This is a genomic window from Saccharopolyspora sp. NPDC045941 (genome assembly GCF_056431445.1).
In genome coordinates this window covers 162,002-176,160 of record NZ_JBWKKU010000009.1, presented here as the reverse complement: position 1 = coordinate 176,160, position 14,159 = coordinate 162,002, and the positions used below count along the sequence as shown (strand labels likewise).

General features: G+C 71.1%; 15 protein-coding genes. 8 read left to right on the top strand and 7 right to left on the bottom strand.

The genetic code is table 11. The features are described 5' to 3' along the window. The first annotated feature begins 37 nt into the window (after window positions 1-37). Window positions 38-457: a peptide-methionine (R)-S-oxide reductase MsrB gene (msrB, locus tag AC07FN_RS10045; RefSeq protein ID WP_478395298.1), complete on the top strand. Its 420-nt coding sequence runs from the start codon at window positions 38-40 to the stop codon at window positions 455-457. 2 nt (window positions 458-459) lie between these two features. On the opposite strand, the gene AC07FN_RS10040 is transcribed toward msrB, so the two are convergent. From AC07FN_RS10040 to hemE, 5 genes are read right to left on the bottom strand one after another with little or no spacing between them, the layout of a single operon-like run. Next, the gene (locus AC07FN_RS10040; protein WP_478395297.1) at window positions 460-861 is read right to left on the bottom strand and encodes a type II toxin-antitoxin system VapC family toxin; all 402 of its coding nucleotides are present in this window, start codon (window positions 859-861) and stop codon (window positions 460-462) included. Continuing rightward, window positions 858-1,094, bottom strand: a complete 237-nt coding sequence (locus tag AC07FN_RS10035; protein WP_452612801.1) for a FitA-like ribbon-helix-helix domain-containing protein — start codon at window positions 1,092-1,094, stop codon at window positions 858-860. Before AC07FN_RS10035 ends, AC07FN_RS10040 begins: the two co-directional genes overlap by 4 nt. A 58-nt stretch (window positions 1,095-1,152) precedes the next feature. Further along, window positions 1,153-1,848 carry a hydrogen peroxide-dependent heme synthase gene (gene hemQ, locus AC07FN_RS10030; protein ID WP_132493784.1) on the bottom strand — a complete coding sequence of 232 codons (696 nt, stop codon included), beginning with the start codon at window positions 1,846-1,848 and terminating at the stop codon, window positions 1,153-1,155. Window positions 1,849-1,852: 4 nt separating this feature from the next. Next, window positions 1,853-3,289, bottom strand: coding sequence for a protoporphyrinogen oxidase (gene hemG, locus AC07FN_RS10025; protein ID WP_478395296.1), 1,437 nt, complete (start codon window positions 3,287-3,289; stop codon window positions 1,853-1,855). Further along, window positions 3,289-4,383, bottom strand: a complete 1,095-nt coding sequence (gene hemE / locus AC07FN_RS10020) for a uroporphyrinogen decarboxylase (protein ID WP_478395295.1) — start codon at window positions 4,381-4,383, stop codon at window positions 3,289-3,291. The genes hemG and hemE overlap by 1 nt, the downstream gene beginning before the upstream one ends. 214 nt (window positions 4,384-4,597) lie before the next feature. Here hemE and AC07FN_RS10015 point away from each other — a divergent pair, with 214 nt between their 5' ends. The 3 genes from AC07FN_RS10015 to AC07FN_RS10005 all read left to right on the top strand — a co-directional run bounded on the left by AC07FN_RS10015 (window position 4,598) and on the right by AC07FN_RS10005 (window position 7,659). Beyond that, window positions 4,598-5,173, top strand: a complete 576-nt coding sequence (locus AC07FN_RS10015; RefSeq protein WP_452612804.1) for a DUF3000 domain-containing protein — start codon at window positions 4,598-4,600, stop codon at window positions 5,171-5,173. A gap of 416 nt (window positions 5,174-5,589) precedes the next feature. After that, window positions 5,590-6,306: a response regulator gene (locus AC07FN_RS10010; protein WP_093264979.1), complete on the top strand. Its 717-nt coding sequence runs from the start codon at window positions 5,590-5,592 to the stop codon at window positions 6,304-6,306. Window positions 6,307-6,396: 90 nt separating this feature from the next. After that, on the top strand, window positions 6,397-7,659 hold the full coding sequence (locus AC07FN_RS10005; protein ID WP_478395337.1) for an HRDC domain-containing protein: 1,263 nt from the start codon (window positions 6,397-6,399) through the stop codon (window positions 7,657-7,659). Between the two features lie 48 nt (window positions 7,660-7,707). On the opposite strand, the gene AC07FN_RS10000 is transcribed toward AC07FN_RS10005, so the two are convergent. After that, the gene (locus AC07FN_RS10000; RefSeq protein ID WP_478395294.1) at window positions 7,708-8,256 is read right to left on the bottom strand and encodes a TIGR03086 family metal-binding protein; all 549 of its coding nucleotides are present in this window, start codon (window positions 8,254-8,256) and stop codon (window positions 7,708-7,710) included. Window positions 8,257-8,611: 355 nt separating this feature from the next. Between AC07FN_RS10000 and AC07FN_RS09995 the strand changes: the two genes are divergently transcribed. The 3 genes from AC07FN_RS09995 to AC07FN_RS09985 all read left to right on the top strand — a co-directional run bounded on the left by AC07FN_RS09995 (window position 8,612) and on the right by AC07FN_RS09985 (window position 12,696). After that, window positions 8,612-9,853 (top strand): thiolase family protein, encoded by a 1,242-nt coding sequence (locus tag AC07FN_RS09995; RefSeq protein ID WP_452612806.1) that lies wholly within the window; start codon window positions 8,612-8,614, stop codon window positions 9,851-9,853. After that, window positions 9,850-12,000, top strand: a complete 2,151-nt coding sequence (locus AC07FN_RS09990) for a 3-hydroxyacyl-CoA dehydrogenase NAD-binding domain-containing protein (protein WP_478395293.1) — start codon at window positions 9,850-9,852, stop codon at window positions 11,998-12,000. The genes AC07FN_RS09995 and AC07FN_RS09990 overlap by 4 nt, the downstream gene beginning before the upstream one ends. Before the next feature lie 114 nt (window positions 12,001-12,114). Then, window positions 12,115-12,696, top strand: a complete 582-nt coding sequence (locus AC07FN_RS09985) for a Uma2 family endonuclease (RefSeq protein WP_478395292.1) — start codon at window positions 12,115-12,117, stop codon at window positions 12,694-12,696. Window positions 12,697-12,913: 217 nt separating this feature from the next. Here the strand turns inward: AC07FN_RS09985 and AC07FN_RS09980 are convergent, their stop codons facing one another. Beyond that, window positions 12,914-13,720 (bottom strand): methyltransferase domain-containing protein, encoded by an 807-nt coding sequence (locus tag AC07FN_RS09980; protein ID WP_478395291.1) that lies wholly within the window; start codon window positions 13,718-13,720, stop codon window positions 12,914-12,916. A 28-nt stretch (window positions 13,721-13,748) separates the two neighbouring features. Here AC07FN_RS09980 and AC07FN_RS09975 point away from each other — a divergent pair, with 28 nt between their 5' ends. Further along, entirely contained in the window at window positions 13,749-14,153 is a 405-nt protein-coding gene (locus AC07FN_RS09975) for a MerR family transcriptional regulator (protein ID WP_478395290.1), read from the top strand. Window positions 14,154-14,159 lie beyond the last annotated feature (6 nt).

Genomic DNA, 14,159 nt, shown 5'->3' with positions numbered 1-14,159 from the left:
CGATGCAGTTGATCTTCGCACGGATTAGCGTGGAGGCATGGATCCGGTCGCAGGAACCCCGAAGGTCACCAAATCCGATCAGGAGTGGCGGGAGCAGCTCAGCCCGAACGAGTACGCGGTGCTGCGCCAAGCCGCCACCGAGCCGGCCTGGCAGGGCGAGTACGTCGACACCAAGACGGTCGGGGTCTACGAGTGCCGCGGCTGCGGGGCCGAATTGTTCCGCAGCGACACCAAGTTCGAATCGCACTGCGGTTGGCCGTCGTTCTACGACCCGACCGACAGCGACGCGGTGATCCTCCGCGAGGACCGGTCGCTCGGCATGGTGCGCGTCGAGGTCCTGTGCGCGTCCTGCCACGGCCACCTGGGCCACGTGTTCGAGGGCGAGGGCTACCCGACCCCCACCGACCAGCGCTACTGCATCAACTCGATCGCCGTCCGCCTGACCCCGGCGGAGTGAGGTCACACGACGACTTCGACCTTGCACGGAAGCTTCGGCGCGCGGGACAGCCTCGCATCGGCGGTCAGCAGTGGCACATCCAGACCAGCAGCCAGCGCCACGTAGAGCGCATCGTAGAACGTGATGGCACCACGCAATTCCCACGCGGCTTGGCTGAGCGGGCCTACGTGCGGATAGCGGTGGTCGATCAAGTGCTTCATCGCCAGGAGCGCAGTCGTCGCGGCGTCCTCTTCGATCTGCCCGCCCAACTCCTGCCTTCTGAGCACGTTCCCGACCTCGGCGTCGACATGGTGCGGTGCATGGCACTCGCTCTGCAGCAGCTGATGCCGCAGCTGGCGGGCCTCGTCCGACACGACGGTGGTTGCCAACACGAGAGTCGAGGCGTCTACGACGAATTCCGTCACCGCCGATCAGCATCCTTTGCCGCGAGGATGCTTTCGACGGTCACTCCGGTACCGCGATCGCGAGCGAGTGCTGCCTCGACAGCCGCGAGCGCTTCTTCCTTCGTTCGCCGCGATGCCATGCGCACGACCTCGTCACGCATGTACGTCTGCAGCGACATCCCAGCGGATCGCGCTCGTTTGCGGATCGTCTCGTAAGCCTCTTCCGGGATGTCCCGGATCTGGATGGTCGCCATAGCGCGATAGTAGCGCGACAGCGCTACTATCGCGCTAGCCTGACGGCCTTGTACCCGCTCAGGGGAGGCGGGTGACCAGGTCGGGGACGTCGACGCGGTGACCGGTGTAGAACGGGATCTCCTCGCGGACGTGCAGACGGGCCTCGGTGCCGCGCAGGTGGCGCATCAGGTCCACGATCCGGTGCAGCTCGTCGGCCTCGAAGGCCAGGATCCACTCGTAGTCGCCCAGCGCGAAGGACGCCACCGTGTTCGCCCGGACGTCCGGGTAGTCGCGAGCTTCCTTGCCGTGGTCGGCCAGCATCGTGCGGCGCTCGTCGTCCGGCAGCAGGTACCACTCGTAGGAGCGCACGAACGGGTACACGCAGATGTACTTGCGCGGCTCCTCGCCCGCCAGGAACGCCGGGATGTGGCTCTTGTTGAACTCGGCCGGGCGGTGCAGCGCGACGTTGCTCCACACGGGCTCGGACGCCTGCCCCAGCGGGGTCTCCCGGCGGAACCCGGTGTAGGCCGCCTGCACTTCCTCGATCCGCTCGGCGTGCCACCAGATCATGAAGTCCGCGTCGGCGCGCAGCCCGGAGACGTCGTAGACGCCGCGAACCACGACGCCGGTCTCGGCCAGCGAGTCCAGGTACTCCTGGGTCTGCTGCGCGGCCTTGGCCCGGTCTTCGGGCAGCGTGCCCTGCTCGATCCGGAAGACCGACCACATGGTGTAGCGAATGGTGTCGTTGAGCTCGTTGTAGTTCAGCCGCGCCATGCGTTCATGCTCCCACCTCGCGGCGACCGGCCTGCAGCAGGTCCCGCGTGATATCGGTCGCTGCCGCGGTCCCGGTGGCGATGCACGCCGGAACGCCGACCCCGTGCAGCGCGGCGCCCGCGATCGCCAGCCCCGGCACCTCGGCCACGGCGCGCTCGACGTCGGCGACCAGGTCGAGGTGTCCCACGCCGTACTGCGGCAGCCCGCCGCCCCAGCGCGTCACGACGGAGTCCACCGGAGCCGTGGAGATCCCGGTCAGCTCCGCGAAGTCGGCCAGGACCCGGCGCAGCACTTCGGCGTCGTCCAGCCGCAACTCGGCGGTCTCGCCGAACCGCCCGACCGAGCCGCGCACCAGCAGCTCGCCCTCGGCGCCGCGCAGGTGCGGCCACTTCTTGCTGGAGAAGGTGAATGCCTTGGCGGTGAACGGGGTTCCGTCCGCGTGCTGCTCGCCGCGCGCGATCAGCACGCCCGACGCCTCTGGCAGCCGCGTGTCGGGCGGCAGGGCGAGCCCGACCACGATCGAGGAGGACAGCTCCACCTCGGCCAGCTTCGCGGCCGCCGCCGGAACGACGTCACCGAGGAGCCGCCGAGCCGCCGGAGCGGGCACCGCGAGCACCACGGCGTCGACGTCCAGGAACTCCGGGCTGGGCGCGGCGCCGATCTCCAGGCGCCAGCCCTGCTCCGCCCGCGCCAGCTGCCGCACCGGGAGTCCGATCCGCACCTCGGCGCCGGCGGCGATCAGCAGCCGGTCGACCAGCTCCCGGTAGCCGTAGCGGAACGCGCCGAACACCGGCGGCTTCGGCGCATCCGCCGGTTTCGGCGCGGGCAGCGCCGCCGCCGCGGCAGCGGTGATCGACTCCGCTCCGGCGTCGATCGCTGCGGCCAGCGCCGGGATCGTGGCCCGCAGGCCGAGCCGGTCGGCATCGCCCGCGTAGACGCCGCCGAGCAGCGGTTCGACCAGGCGGTCGACGACCTCGTCACCCATCCGCCCGCGCAGCAGCTCACCCACCGAGATGTCGGCGCCGCCGAGCCGGACCGGCGGCAGTTCCGCCTCCGCCCGGACCGCGGCCACTCCCGCCGGGGAAAGCACGTCCCGCACCGCCTCCGGCGAAGCCGGGACACCCATCACGGTTCCGCCGGGCAACCGGCAGGTCCGGCCTCCGGCGCGCACCGTCGCGGACACCGCGCCCGGGTGCACGACCTCCTCGGGCACACCGAGCTCCTCGGCCAGCTGCCGGACTTCCGGACGCCGGTCGAGGAACGCCTCCGCCCCGACGTCGTAGCGGCAGCCGGCGAGCTCGACGGTGCGGAGCTTGCCGCCGAGCCGCTCGCCCTGCTCGAAGAGCACGATCTCGACGTCCGGCCCCAGCTCGCGGCGGAGCCGGTAGGCGGCGACGAGGCCGGCGATGCCGCCGCCGACGACTGCGACCCGGCGCGTCATCACTGCTGCTTGCTCGCGGTGTGCACCAGCTCGACGACGCGGGTGAGCACCTCGGGGTCCGTGCTGGGCAGCACGCCGTGGCCGAGGTTGAAGATGTGGCCACCGGCCGCCTTGCCCTCGCCGAGGATCCGGTGCACGTCGCGTTCGACCGCGTCCCATCCGGCGAAGAGCAGCGCCGGGTCGAGGTTGCCCTGCACCACCGGCGCGGCGGCATCCGGCTCCGCCGCGCGCAGCCGCGCCGCGGCCTCGTCCAGCGGCACCCGCCAGTCCACGCCGACGACGTCGGCTCCAGCGGAGCGCATCGCGCCGAGCAGCTCGCCGGTGCCCACCCCGAAGTGGATCTTCGGCACGTCCGCGATCTCGGCGACGGCGGCGAAGATCCGCCGGCTGTGCGGCAGCACGAATTCGCGGTAGTCGCGCAGCGACAGGGCCCCGGCCCAGGAGTCGAAGAGCTGGATCGCGTCCACCCCGGCCGCCAGCTGCACCTTCAGGAACTCCAGCGTGGTGTCGGCCAGCCGGTCCAGCAGGGCGTGCCAGGTCTTCGGGTCGGAGTGCATCAGCGCCTTGGTGCGCTCGTGGTTGCGGCTCGGGCCGCCCTCCACCAGGTAGGACGCCAGCGTGAACGGCGCGCCGGCGAACCCGATCAGCGGCGTCTGCCCCAGCTCGCGCACCAGCAGCCCGATCGCGTCGGCCACCGGCGCGACCTGCGCCGCATCCAGCGTCGGCAGCGCCGCGACGTCGGCCGGGGTGCGCACCGGGTTCGACACGACGGGGCCGGTGCCCGCGACGATGTCCAGCCCGACACCCGCGGCGTACAGGGGCAGCACGATGTCGCTGAACAGGATCGCGGCGTCGACCCCGTGCCGGCGCACCGGCTGCAGGGTGATCTCGCTGACCAGTTCCGGCGTCAGGCACGCCTGCAGCATCGGCACGCCCTCGCGGAGCTTGCGGTACTCGGGCAGCGAACGACCCGCCTGCCGCATGAACCAGACCGGGGTGTGCCGGGGGGTGCCGCCGCGGGCGGCAACCAGCAGGGGGGCGTCGGCCAGGTTCCGGCGGGCCGACGCCGGCGCGGGGTTCGCGGAGTTCGTCATCGAGGTCGCTGTCCGTAGGTCGAAAGGCGTCCCGGGGACGGCGCCACGGCGGGCCGACCGGGCTTACGCGGCAATCTTCGCACGCACCCGCCCGCCCCTTTCCCCTGCCTCGGCGCCCCGCCGAGGACGACTCCGAGGCCGACCGCGAAGCGTCTTCATCCCCGTTCGGCGTGCCTCCGCAACCGCCCGCACCCGGCCGCATACAGTCTGCGGCGTGACGGAGATGCCGGTGGCGCCCGAGGTTTTCCGGCAGGCGGTTGCCGCGTTGACGTCTTCGCGTCCGCGAGCGGAGATAGAGCTGACCGAGGTGGGGCCGCCCAAGCGCCTCGCTCCTTGGGCTCATGCGCTCGCAGCGGAGGCGAACGGCCCGGCCGGTGAGCTGGCCACCGCCCGCTTGGTGCTGCTCTACGACCCGGAAGGCCAGGAGGCGTGGGCGGGCGTGCTGCGGCTCGTCGTCTACCTGCGGGCCGAACTCGATCCGGAACTGGCCACCGATCCGCTGCTGCCGGCGGTCGGCTGGTCGTGGCTGACCGATGCGCTGGAGGATTCCGGCGCGTCCTGGACCGCCCTGGGCGGCACGGTCACGCTGACCTCGTCGGCCCGCTTCGGCGACATCGCGGGCCCGGCCCGCAGCCACGATCTGGAGTTGCGCGGTTCGTGGACGGCCACCGACGCGGAGCTGGCGCCGCACGCGGCGGCGTTTCACGAGTTGATGGCGAGCGCGGCGGGCCTGCCGCCGGAAGGCGTCTCGATGCTCGGCGGGCGGTCCGGGACGGCGCATCGCGACTGATCGCGAGATCGCCCGATCACCGGCTGTGTCGGCCGACTCCGGCGCGTAAGGTTCGGCGCAACCGGTCCTGTTTCCGTGGCGGCCGACACGCCGATGCGCGATTTCCTTTCGCGAAGACCCTGCGAGGCCGCCGAAACAGTTGATTGCGCAAATTATTCACAATCCGCGTTCATGTTACGTCGCTTGGCCACGCTCCGACGTTACGGAGATAGCTCATAGTCACCCAAAAGAGCGATGCGATCATGTTCCGGTAACAACTCGATCGGGATAGATACCCGATTGATCGTCCCGCTGACCCGCTTGGGCGGTTACGCTGCCCCCGACGACACCACTTTCGGTCGATCAGTGGCGCGGCTGATTGGTCGAGAGTCCCGGTGCCGGTCGGGGGGCACGACCGACTCCAGGGAGGTAGTGACGTGGCTGCCGTCGGCTTAGGTCAGGCCGCTCGAACCACGCCCGCCGGCGCTTTGCCGGCCAACATGGTCCCGCACCCGCGGGAAGAGCTGTTCACGGTGCTCGTGGTGGACGACCATCCGCTGCTCCGGGAGGCAATCGCCGCCCGGTTGCTGCAGATGGGCGCCGGCACGGTGCACGAGGCCGCATCCATGGCCGAAGCCAGGGCTCGCGCCCTGGCGACCGGTCCGTGCGACCTCGCAATTCTCGATCTCGGACTCCCGGACGGGACCGGCATCGAGCTGGTAACCGAACTCCGGAGCCAGGGCTGGCCACGGATCGTGGTGCTCGCTTCGTCCGATGACCCGTATGCGGTCCGGGCCGCCTTCCAGGCAGGTGCGCAGGCGTACCTGCTGAAGTCGGCCTCGCCCATGGTGGTCACCGACGGCGTGCGCCGCGTGCTCGATGGCGGCGTGTACGCCGATCCCAGCGTGGCGCCGGTGCTTGCCGCCGGTACCCGCGTGCCGGGAACGGACAACACGCCTCGCGAGCTGTCCGGGCGCGAGGTCGAGGTGCTCCAGTTGGTGGCCGACGGCCGTTCCAACAAGGAGATCGGCGAGGCGCTGAACCTGTCCGCGCTCACGGTGAAGAGCCACCTGTCGCGGATAGGGCGCAAGCTGGGCACCGGCGACCGGGCGCAGATGGTCGCGCTGGCCATGCGGGCCGGCGTGATCCGGTGACCGGACGCTGACGCACCTGCACCGGTGCGGTCGACCCGACGAGCTCGGGTGGAGTAGCCCCACGGCGCGGGCCGAAGCACGTAAGGTCTGATAGCCGTGGAAGCTGCAAGCCCCGAGACCGTCGGGTCCGACCGCCCGGAACCGGTGTTGTTGACCGAACCCACCGACGGCGTGCCGCCGGTGGTGGACACACCTGCCGCGTTGAAAGCCGCCGCGACAGCACTCGCCGCGGGGACCGGACCGGTCGCCGTGGACACGGAGCGCGCTTCGGGTTATCGCTACTCGCAACGCGCTTACCTGGTGCAACTCCGCCGAGAGGGTGCCGGGACCGTGCTCGTGGACCCGATCGCGCTGGACGGTGCGCTCGATCCGCTGCCGCCGGCGCTGGAAGACACGGAGTGGGTGCTGCACGCGGCGTCCCAGGACCTGCCGTGCCTGGCCGAGCTCAACCTTCGACCGGCGCGGTTGTTCGACACCGAGCTGGCCGGCCGGCTCGCCGGGTTCGAACGGGTCTCACTGGGCACGCTCGTGGAACGCATGCTGGGCTACCGGCTGGAGAAGGGGCACAGCGCGGCGGACTGGTCCCGCCGACCGCTCCCCCAGGACTGGCTGGTGTACGCCGCCCTCGACGTGGAACTGCTGATCGCCCTGCGCGACGCGATGCGCGACGAGCTGGAGCGGCAGGGGAAGCTGGACTGGGCGCACCAGGAGTTCGAGGCGGTCCGCAACGCCGCACCTGCACCGCCGCGAGCCGAACCGTGGCGCCGCACGTCCGGGATTCACCGGCTGCGCAGTCCCCGGCAGCTCGCCGCCGTTCGAGCGCTGTGGGAAGCCCGCGACACCGTCGCCCGGGACCGCGATCTCGCGCCGGGCCGCGTGCTGCCGGACTCCTCGATCGTGCAAGCCGCGCAGGCCAATCCGAAGACCGAGGCCGACCTGGTCGCCCTGCCGGTGTTCGGCGGGCGGCAGCAGCGGCGCCGGGCGTCGCTGTGGCTGCAGGCGCTGCGGGCGGCACGCCGGCTGGAGAACGACGAGCTGCCGGCACCGGCTTCGCCGCACGACGGGCCGCCTCCGACCAACCGGTGGAGCGATCGGGATCCCGACGCCGCCGCGCGGCTGTCCGCGGCGCGTTCGGCGTTGTCGAAGATCGCCGAGCGCCACCACCTGCCGGTGGAGAACCTGCTGCTCCCCGACCTGGTCCGGCGGACCTGCTGGATTCCGCCGGAAGACCGCAGCGTCACCGTCGTGACGGAGCTGCTGCGCGACAAGGGCGCCCGCGAGTGGCAGATCGAGCTCACCGTGGAGGACCTGAGCAAGGCCCTCCACGCGACGCCCGCGGCAACGGCCGACTGAGGCCCGCCGGGTGGCGGTTCGCACCGAACCGCCACCCGGGGGCGCCGGTCACGGATTGCGGCCGAGGAATGCGAGCATGCGGTCCTGCTCGGGTGCGCTCTCGGCGATGGGCACCTCGGGACCGCAGACGCTCTTGTGCCGGATGTTGTCGCCGAGGGCGCGGGCATCGGCGAAAACCCGGGTGACCTCGTCCGCCGGCAGCGCCTCGTCCTGCCCGGTGGCCCTGGCGATGTCCCACCCGTGCACGAGCAGGTCGAAGCAGAGGAACCTGTCGATCGTCGCCTCGGCAGTGGTGCGCCCGAACATCCCTTCGTACTCGCGGCCCGCCCGTTGCGGATCGTCGAGCAGCGCCTGGACCGCGTAGCGGGCCTCCAGCCACGCACCCAGCGGGTCGTCGTCCACGACCTTCGCCAGGGTGATCGCTTCCCCGGCCCAGTTGGGGATGTCGCGGTGCACGTCGACGACGTGGCGCAGGACGTCCAACGCGGTCCAGCCCTCGCACGGGGACTGCGCCGACCACCCCCCGGCGGGCACCGCCTCGACGCGGCGGGTGAACTCGGTGGCCAGCGCGCGGTAGCGCTCGGAAGTTTCGCTCATGTCAGTTCCGCCTCTCCGCGTTTCACAGTTGTGGCTGAGTCCAGCTCGGTCTCGCGTTTCGCAGCTTCTTGTGGCTGGTTTGCGTCACGTTCCCCTGAGGTGCGGTTGAGGAGGACTCGGGTTGACACAGGGCTACTCATGCCCACAGCCTGCGCCGCGACGCGTCGCCTGGCGCGGGCGGATCCGGGTCGGCCTGGATTGGTCGCCGTCGGCGGTGTTGATCAGAATGTGAGACAGCCGACACGGTCGGCCCGTGTGGTTACCGACGGGTAATAAGCGCTAGAGTGCGGTTACCGGCCGGTAATCGACCGACGATCCGGCCAGCACCATCCACCAAGCCAGTGAGGAGCACGCCGTGGCCGCACCTGCGTCGGCACCCGCCGACAGCCGCAGCCGCCCAGCGGTTCGGGACGTGGTCTTCGTCGACGGCGTACGCACGCCGTTCGGCAAGGCCGGTTCGAAGGGCCAGTACGCCCAGACCCGCGCCGACGACATGGTCGTCAAGGTCATCCGGGAGCTGCTGCGGCGGCACCCGGAACTGCCGGCGGAGCGCATCGACGAGGTCGCCATCGCCGCCACCACCCAGATCGGCGACCAGGGCCTGACCATCGGCCGCAGCGCGGCGCTGCTGGCCGGGCTGCCCAAGTCGGTCCCCGGCTTCGCCATCGACCGGATGTGCGCCGGTGCCATGACGGCCGTGACCACCGTGTCCAGCGGCATCGCCTTCGGCGCCTACGACGTGGCGATCGCAGGCGGCGTCGAGCACATGGGCAACCACCCCATGGGCGAGGGCGTCGACCCCAACCCGCGCTTCGTCTCCGACAAGATCGTCGACCCGTCAGCGCTGATCATGGGCTCGACCGCGGAGAACCTGCACGACCGGTACCCGACGCTGACCAAGCAGCGCACCGACGCCTACGCGGCCCTGAGCCAGCAGCGCTACGACGAGGCGCTGCGGGCCGGGAAGATCACCCCGGACCTGGTCCCGGTGTCCACCCGCTCCGAGCAGGGCTGGGGACTGGCCACCACCGACGAGCCGCCGCGCCCGGGCACCACCGTCGAGGCGTTGAGCGGCCTGAAGACGCCGTTCCGCCCGCACGGCCGGGTCACCCCGGGCAACGCCGCGGGCCTCAACGACGGTGCGACGGGCTGCCTGCTGGCCGACGCCGACACCGCGGCCGAGCTCGGCCTGCCGGTCGGGATGCGGCTGGTCGGCTACTCCTTCGCGGGCGTCGAGCCCGAGGTCATGGGCGTCGGGCCGGTGCCCGCGACCGAGAAGGCGCTGCAGCGCGCCGGGCTGAGCATCGACGACATCGGCCTGTTCGAGATCAACGAGGCCTTCGCGGTCCAGGTGCTGGCCTTCCTGGAGCACTTCGGCATCGCCGACGACGACCCGCGGGTCAACCCGTGGGGCGGCGCGATCGCCTGCGGCCACCCGCTGGCCTCCTCCGGCGTGCGGCTGATGACGCAGCTGTCCCGGCACTTCGCCGAGCGCCCCGAGGTGCGGTACGGCATCACGACCATGTGCATCGGCTTCGGCATGGGTGGCACGGTCATCTGGGAGAACCCGAACTACAACGCTGGAGACGCCCGATGACCAACGACTTCGCGGCGCTGTTCCCCGACGAAGTGGTGACCAAGGCGTTCACCCGGCTCGTCGACGTGCCCGGCCTGGCCGGCAAGCTCGCGCTGATCACCATCGACAACGGCCACGACCACACCCGGCCGTCCACCTTCGGTCCCGGCGGTCTGACCAGCCTGAACGCCGCACTGGACGAGGCGTTCGCCGCCGAGCCCGCGGCCATCGCGGTCACCGGCAAGCCGTTCGTGTTCGCCGTGGGCGCGGACCTCTCCGGCATCGGGCGGATCACCGAGCGGGAACACGCCCACCAGATCGCGCAGACCGGGCACGACGTGTTCCGGCGGCTCACCGAGTCGAAGATCCCGACCTTCGCCTTCGTCAACGGCGCGACGCTCGGCGGTGGCCTGGAGCTGGCGCTGTCCTGCCACTACCGGACGGTGGCGGCGAACGCCGGCGCCATCGCCTTCCCGGAGTGCTTCCTGGGCCTGTTCCCGGGTTGGGGCGGCACCCAGCTGCTGCCGAACCTGATCGGCCCGGACGCCGCGGTGACGGTGATCATCGAGAACGCGCTCAGCCAGAACCGGATGCTCAACCCGAAGAAGGCCCGTCAGCTGGGCATCTTCGACGAGCTGCTGGCCAGCCCGGACTTCCTGGAGGAGTCGCTGCGCTGGGCGGTCCGCGTGATCAACGGCGAGCAGGCCGTGACCCGCCCGGAGATCGACCGCGGCAAGGCCTGGGACGACGCCGTCGCCCGCGCCAAGGGCATCGTCGAGACGCGCACCCACGGCGCATCCCCCGCGGTGACCAAGGCCGTCGAGCTGATCGAGCTGGCCCGCGGCAACGACCTGGACGCCGGCTACGCCGCCGAGACCGAGGCGCTGACCGACGCGCTGATGTCCGACGAGCTGCGCTCGGGGCTCTACTCCTTCGACCTGACGCAGAAGCGCGCCAAGCGGCCCGCCGGGGCGCCGGACAAGTCGCTGGCTCGCAACGTCACCAAGGTCGGCGTGGTCGGCGCCGGGCTGATGGCCGGTCAGCTGGCGCTGCTGTTCGTGCGCCGCCTCGAGGTGCCGGTGGTGATCACCGACATCGACCAGGAGCGCATCGACCGGGGCGTGGCCTACATCCACGGCGAGATCGACAAGCTCGCCGCCAAGGGCCGCCTGTCGCCGGACGCGGTGAACCGGCTCAAGGGGCTGGTCACCGGCTCCCTGGACAAGAAGGCGTTCGCCGACGCCGACTTCGTCATCGAGGCCGTCTTCGAGGAGATGTCGGTCAAGCAGCAGGTGTTCGCCGAGCTGGAGGAGCACGTCTCCCCCGAGGCGATCCTGGCCACCAACACCTCGTCGCTGTCGATCACCGAGATGGGTTCGAAGCTGAAGAACCCGGAGCGGGTCGTCGGCTTCCACTTCTTCAACCCGGTCGCGGTGCTGCCGCTGCTGGAGGTGGTGCGCGGCGAGCAGACCGACGACGCGGCGCTGGCGACCGCGTTCAAGGTCGGCAAGCAGCTGAAGAAGTCGTGCGTGCTGGTCAAGGACGCGCCGGCGTTCGTGGTGAACCGGCTGCTGACCCGGTTCATGGGCGAGGTCATCGCGACCATCGACGAGGGCACGCCGTTCGAGGTGGCCGACAACGCGCTGGTGCCGCTCGGCCTGCCGATGAGCCCGATGGTGCTGCTGCAGCTGGTCGGCCCGGCGGTCGCCCAGCACGTCAACGAGACGATGCACGCGGCCTACCCGGACCGGTTCGGGCTCAGCGACAACATGCGGCGGTTCGTCGACGCGCGCAAGGCCGCGGTGTGGATCACCGACGAGTCCAATCAGTCAGCGGCGCAAAGCGCCTCCGTGGGGGGCGGTGGCCGGGCGACGGGCGGGCAGGTCGTGGACCCCGAGGTCGCGGCGCTGTGGGAGCAGGGCGACAAGCCGTCGACGTCCGAGCAGGTCCGCGACCGGGCGCTGAACGCGCTGGCCGAGGAGATCCGGATCATGCTCGACGAGGGCGTGGTCATCGAGGCGCAGGACATCGACCTGTGCATGCTCCTCGGCGCGGGCTGGCCGTTCTGGCTGGGCGGCATCACGCCGTACCTGGACCGGGCCGGCGTCTCGGAGAAGATCAACGGCAAGCGATTCCTCGCCCCGGGCGTGGCCTCCGTGTCCGCCTGACCGGCGATTCGCAGCCGACGGGGCCGGGGCGTTTCGCCCCGGCCCCGTTCGCGTGCGCGAGCTCGGTGCCGTGTTCTGCCATGATGGAGCCGGACGGAGAAGAGGTGATGGCCGGTGACCGCGCTTGTCCGGCACGAACTGGGGCCGTTCACGATCGCCGACTGGCACGCGCTGCCCGCCCGGGAGGATGGGTCGCGCCTGGAGCTCATCGAGGGGTACTGGCTCGTGACGCCGCCGCCGACCGGGCAGCACCAGTGGGCCGAGAAGCGGATCATCTCGCTCTTCGACCAGGCCATCACCGCTGCCGGGCGGACCGGTCTCTATGTGGTCGGTGGCATCGGGATCGAGATCAGCACGAGTTACCGCTCCGCCCTCATCCCCGACTTCGTCGTCCTCGACACGCCGCCCGTCGGCACGTCGTTCCAGCCCGGGAACGCCCTGCTCATCGGCGAGATCTGGTCCCCGGGCAACACCTCCAGCGAGCAGCAGGAGAAGTTCCAGGCCTGCGAGCGAGCCGGCATCCCGTACTTCTGGAGCGTCGCCCAGGACCACAGCGGCCCCGTCGAACTCGCCGCCTACCGCCTCGAGAACGATCGCTACGTGTGCGACGCGACCGCGAAGGCCGGTCATGGGGGCGCGCGGATCACCGCCAGCCCGGTCCCGTTCGAACTCGATGTGGCCTCGCTCCGGCTATAGAGCCTGTTTCGAAACTCGCTCTGCGTGGCGGTGCCGGTAGCGGCCCCCCTGCGGGAATTACGGTCGCCTTCTCGCTGCGGGATCCCCGACTCATGCCAATTCACCACGCCGGGGCTGTCCTCGCGAGAAGACCCCTGAGAACCCGCAGCGGTGCAAGCTGCGAGGGTGGGCTAAGCGGCTGCGCCGCTTCAAAGACAAAACCCCGCGATACCGCACCTCACACCACGACATCCAAAACAGGCTCCATAGCCCCGCGAGCGTTCGGCACCGGCCCGGCTCGCTTGACGGCCGCTGCCACGAACATCGGCAGCGCGAGGAAGAGCCGGTCGGCCTCCGCCCGCGCACGCTGCTCGGCCATCCAGCCGTCCGCCTGCTCGCGCGTGATGGCGCCGGTGGAGCGGGCTCCTGCGGCGAGTCCGGTGAGCATGGGCAGCATCGGCTTCCCGGTGAACACGCCGGTGCGCACCTCGACCGCCACGTCGTCGAACGCGGCGTCCAGCAGCAGGTTCCGGTAGCGGCGGGCGGCGCGCGGGCTGGTGATCAGGTCGGCGCGGGCGTGCACGATGGTCCGGGTGAGGACCGGATCGTCGGAGTCGATGAGGATGTCGTCCCAGTCCTGGCCCAGCAGCACGATCCGCCCACCGGGTGCGAGAACCCGGCGCGCCTCCGCCAAGGCCCGCTCCGGCTCGGCCAGTTCGTGGAACACCTTGTCGGCCCGGTAACCGTCCACCGAGGCGTCCGCCAGCGGCAGTTCGCACGCCCGGGCGATCCGGAAGTCCGCCCCGGGCCACCGGTCGCGGGCGACGGCGATCATCTGCTCGTCCGGGTCGACACCGATGGCGCGCGCACCTCGTTCGGCCAGCTCCGCCACGGCACGTCCGGCACCACATCCGACGTCCACCGCCGACCTCCCGGGGCCAACGCCGAGCAGGTCGTAGGAGAGGCTTCGCAGTTCCGCAGCGCCCGGCAGCCGGTCGGCCGCGTCGAGCCGTGCGATGAGGTCGTCCGTCGATCGCTTGATCATGGGCACCAGGCTGCGCCTTAATGTCGGCATGAAGTCAAGCGAGCACGAGCCGATGAGCATCGGTGCCCTCGCCGGTCGCTTCGGCCTGGCCACGCACGTCCTGCGCCATTGGGAGGCAATGGGGCTCCTCGCCCCCGCACGCGACGCAGCCGGACGCCGCCGCTACGACACCGCCGACCTCACCCGCGTCGCCGTCATCCTGCGCGCCAAGGAGGCCGGGCTGTCCCTCGACACCATCCGTTCGCTGGCCGCCACCGGCGATCCCGTGAAGCGGAGGGACGTCCTGCGGGAGGAGGCAGCGGCTCTCCGCTCCCGCATCGCCGCCGCGCAGGCGTCCCTCGAACTCATCGACTGCGCCCTCGGCTGCGATCACGAGGACGTCACCCGGTGCGCCCATTTCCAGCAGGTGGTGGCAGATCGCATCGACGTCTGAGCGTGC

Coding starts and splice junctions, on each gene's coding strand:
- msrB (WP_478395298.1), top strand. CDS start 38: ATGGATCCGGTCGCAGGAACCCCGAAGGTCACCAAATCCGATCAGGAG.
- AC07FN_RS10035 (WP_452612801.1), bottom strand. CDS start 1,094: ATGGCGACCATCCAGATCCGGGACATCCCGGAAGAGGCTTACGAGACG.
- hemQ (WP_132493784.1), bottom strand. CDS start 1,848: ATGGCGCGGCTGAACTACAACGAGCTCAACGACACCATTCGCTACACC.
- hemG (WP_478395296.1), bottom strand. CDS start 3,289: ATGACGCGCCGGGTCGCAGTCGTCGGCGGCGGCATCGCCGGCCTCGTC.
- hemE (WP_478395295.1), bottom strand. CDS start 4,383: ATGACGAACTCCGCGAACCCCGCGCCGGCGTCGGCCCGCCGGAACCTG.
- AC07FN_RS10000 (WP_478395294.1), bottom strand. CDS start 8,256: ATGAGCGAAACTTCCGAGCGCTACCGCGCGCTGGCCACCGAGTTCACC.
- AC07FN_RS09990 (WP_478395293.1), top strand. CDS start 9,850: ATGACCAACGACTTCGCGGCGCTGTTCCCCGACGAAGTGGTGACCAAG.
- AC07FN_RS09980 (WP_478395291.1), bottom strand. CDS start 13,720: ATGATCAAGCGATCGACGGACGACCTCATCGCACGGCTCGACGCGGCC.
- AC07FN_RS09975 (WP_478395290.1), top strand. CDS start 13,749: ATGAAGTCAAGCGAGCACGAGCCGATGAGCATCGGTGCCCTCGCCGGT.